Consider the following 3,506-nt stretch of genomic DNA (forward strand, 5'->3'; position numbering starts at 1 on the left):
AAATGGAATGAATTAAAATAAATAAACAAAAAACCCGCAATTGCGAGGTTTTTGTTATTAATTAATCTCCTCGTCAATGCAGAGTAATCTGAGGAGTTCGATATTGTTGTAAATATCTCAGTTTGTATGTTCGGTAAGCTCTTTATGTTTCAAAGAAAGGATAAGCGAAGATTTACAGAGATTACTCCCTAAATAAAGAACACAATGCGTATTTTGAAGTGCCTTACCATGGAAAAGACCATAATGATTAAGTAAACGGAGCAGGCTTTTGCTGTGCAGGCAATGATAAAAAACACCAAGCCTATGGAGGGGGAATCGGCAAAGGGAATGAAGAATATGAAAAGATGCAGTATTATAATCATGCAGATCATTTGGGAAGTAGCAGTTATATTACTAACTTAGACGCACAAATAGTACAGCATGTAGAATATGTACCATTTGGAGAGGTGTTTATTGAGGAAAGGAACCAGAGTTGGAATACCCCTTACCTGTTTAATGGCAAGGAACTGGATGAGGAAACGGGGTTATACTATTACGGGGCTAGGTATTACAACCAGAGGGAGTCTATCTTTTTAAGTGTAGATCCGATGTTTGAAGAAACGATGACTCCGTATCAATATACTTATCAAAATCCAATTAAATTTACAGATCCTACGGGGATGGAGCCTGATTGGTATAAGGATGGGAAAGGTAATTTAGTAGCAGATAAAAGAGATAGTGCAGGCTCTTTAGCTGAGGAGTTAGGTATTTCAGAAAAATCAGCAGGAAAATTATTAAAAGATCAAGGCTATAAATCTTATGAAAAAGGAGGAAAAGAGTATACACAAATTAATGAGGAAAGTAAAGTTCAAGTTGCATTTTCTACTCTTGAGACAATAGATAATAATGCATATGATATTTATGAAGGGATAGGGATAAGTAAGTGCTGATATAGTATTGATTAATAAAATGGAAACTCGAGAGTATAGCATAGATAGGACATCAAGTTCTAGGACTAATTATGAACAAGTTGGAAGTATTCAGACAACTTATGTTAAGCCAGAACAAATAAATACTAATGAAACGTATAAACCTTCTAATATTGAATATTATCCATTTAGCAATATTCAAATATCATATTATGAATATACAGCCCCAAGAGGGACAGGTAATAAAGTTATTGAAGGATTAAATGATTCAAGATTTTCAAAGAATAAGTTAAAGGGAGGAAAAGCAGACTATTTAGGCATTATTAAAGAAATTTTTAAATCAATTAAAAAGAAATGAGATTATTTAAATTGATAAGTATTTTAGTAGTTTTGTTTTGTTACAATTGTGATAAAAATAAGAGGAAGGATGATTTTATAAAAGAACGGATAAAAGCTACTTCTTTGTCATATCAGGAGTATATTGAAAAAACTAATATTCCTAAATCTTTTTATAGTCATTTTCCCATGACTATAAAAAAATTGCCTATTAAATTATATTCAAATGACGATTTATCTAGAGATTTTATTTATGTTATGTTATTTGAGTATGAAATAGATAAAAAGACAATGGATTCTTTGAGTGCTGTAATAAAAAATGGTAATATTGTGAAGTATTCTGATAAAGATCTAAAAACACTTGTAATAAACAAACAAAATTTAGAAAAAAAGTACATTAATTTTGTGCCTTATTTTGAAACCCATTCGTATGATTACTTGGAAAATGTAGTGTCTACAAAAGATGTTTATTCTGATAGGACTAAAACAGGATTGTCTGAAAATTTTGATATTTATATTTTTAATACCAAGTCTAAAGACATTTTAAGCGATATTCAAACTTTACGATCTATACTTAAGCAAGATGTTAAAGGTTATTCAAGAGGTATTTGTATAAATACTAAAAAATCAATATTAATTTATTGGTTTTTGGCATGGTAATATAAAAATATTATGAAAAGAATAAAAGAAATATTATTACGTATAATTAGTGTTATTATAAAATTTCTTATTGAAGTTTAAAGTGATAAATTACAAATAGTGATTGTTATTATAGAATTATTTAACTATTAAATAACCAAGCCTGCTTTATTAAAGCGGGCTTTTTGTATTAAATAATTTCCTCGTCAATGCAAAGTAACCTGAGGAGTTCAATGGTGTTGTAAATATCCCAGTTATTGTGTTCAATGCGTATTTTGAAGTACCTTACCATGGAAAAGACCATAATGAATATGTAAACGGAGCAGGCTTTTGCTATGTAGGCAAAGATAAAAAACTCCAAGCTTATGGAGGCGGAATCGGCAAAGGGAATGAAGAATATGAAAAGATGCAGTATTATTATCATGCGGATCATTTGGGAAGTAGCAGTAATATTACTAACTTAGACGCGCAAATAGTACAGCATGTAGCATATGTACCGTTTGGGGAGGTGTTTATTGAGGAAAGGAACCAGAGTTGGAATACCCCTTATTTGTTTAATGGAAAAGAGTTGGATGGGGAAACGGGGTTATACTATTATGGAGCTAGGTATTATAACCCGAGAGAATCTGTATGGTTGTCAATGGATCCATTGTATATAGCACATTTAGATGCAGATAGTAATACGGGGGGAGTTTATGATAGTAAGAATTTAAGTGTATATTCTTATGTTCATAATAGGTCAGTAAATGCTGTAGATCCAGATGGGGAAGATATAATTATTCTTTATGATAGTAATTCTGTATATGGTTTAGGGCATTCAGCAGTTCTGATAGGGAATGATAAAGACGGTTGGCGCTATATATCGATGAATGGAACTGGAGAAGGAGCAAAACCGATAGGGCTAGCAAAAAATTCAGATTTAGGAAATATTAAATATAATCGAAAAACAAGAATAGGAAATGATTTTAGAGGATCAGGATTAAAAGCAACTGAAATAATAGGTATAATTAATGAATCAGCTAATCCTAATGAAAAACATAATTATGATAGAGCATTTCTAATATTATCCAATACAAGTGAAGATAATTTAGCCTATGAAAAAGCAAAGAAAGAAGCGAGTGCTAAATGGTATAATATATTTGGACAATCTTGTATAGATCCAGGACAAGCTGCTTTGAAAGGTGTTATAGAAGATAGATATGGAAAAGATGTACCAGATAAAATAGGGTATGAGAAAATAGAACATCAATTAATTCCAAATAATCAAGCCGCTATGTTATTAAAACAAATTGAAATGCTCAATAAAGGACTTCAAAAGCAAGGTCAGAATGTGATAATACAAGCTACAGAAAAAAATCTAAAAATAAATAGAAAAAAAATAAATAAGAATGAAGTTTAAAATATTATATAAGATACTTATAATTACTATGATATTTGGAGTCTTTTTAATTTATTTGAGTTCTTATATAGGTTGGTATGGTTATGAAAAATGGAAGTATCGTAGATCTACAAGAGGTGATATTGAACAATCTAAAATGCGAAAAGTTTTTGTAAAGCAAGTGCCTTTTATAGTAGTTCCGGATACAATTAAAACAGAAGGGATGTTTTATATAGAGAAGGGAT

General features: G+C 30.5%; 5 protein-coding genes. All 5 read left to right on the forward strand.

Features of this window, described 5'->3' with window-relative positions; genetic code table 11:
• Positions 1 to 344: 344 nt before the first annotated feature.
• The gene (locus tag C4S77_RS02880) at positions 345 to 929 is read left to right on the forward strand and encodes an RHS repeat domain-containing protein (RefSeq protein WP_221405069.1); all 585 of its coding nucleotides are present in this window, start codon (positions 345 to 347) and stop codon (positions 927 to 929) included.
• 19 nt (positions 930 to 948) lie between these two features.
• Positions 949 to 1,266 carry a hypothetical protein gene (locus C4S77_RS02885; protein ID WP_105245960.1) on the forward strand — a complete coding sequence of 106 codons (318 nt, stop codon included), beginning with the start codon at positions 949 to 951 and terminating at the stop codon, positions 1,264 to 1,266.
• On the forward strand, positions 1,263 to 1,904 hold the full coding sequence (locus C4S77_RS02890; protein ID WP_105245962.1) for a hypothetical protein: 642 nt from the start codon (positions 1,263 to 1,265) through the stop codon (positions 1,902 to 1,904). The genes C4S77_RS02885 and C4S77_RS02890 overlap by 4 nt, the downstream gene beginning before the upstream one ends.
• 238 nt (positions 1,905 to 2,142) lie before the next feature.
• Entirely contained in the window at positions 2,143 to 3,282 is a 1,140-nt protein-coding gene (locus C4S77_RS02895; RefSeq protein WP_317614907.1) for an RHS repeat domain-containing protein, read from the forward strand.
• Positions 3,272 to 3,506, forward strand: a 235-nt coding sequence (locus tag C4S77_RS02900; protein WP_146106019.1) for a hypothetical protein, incomplete at its 3' end; no start/stop codon positions are given. The genes C4S77_RS02895 and C4S77_RS02900, both read left to right, overlap by 11 nt.

Source organism: Apibacter adventoris (assembly GCF_002964975.1).
Lineage (GTDB): Bacteria > Bacteroidota > Bacteroidia > Flavobacteriales > Weeksellaceae > Apibacter > Apibacter adventoris.

What these genes read in the sequence shown, in the direction of transcription:
- C4S77_RS02880 (WP_221405069.1), top strand. Translation starts at nt 345, where the DNA reads ATGCAGTATTATAATCATGCAGATCATTTGGGAAGTAGCAGTTATATT.
- C4S77_RS02885 (WP_105245960.1), top strand. Translation starts at nt 949, where the DNA reads ATGGAAACTCGAGAGTATAGCATAGATAGGACATCAAGTTCTAGGACT.
- C4S77_RS02890 (WP_105245962.1), top strand. Translation starts at nt 1,263, where the DNA reads ATGAGATTATTTAAATTGATAAGTATTTTAGTAGTTTTGTTTTGTTAC.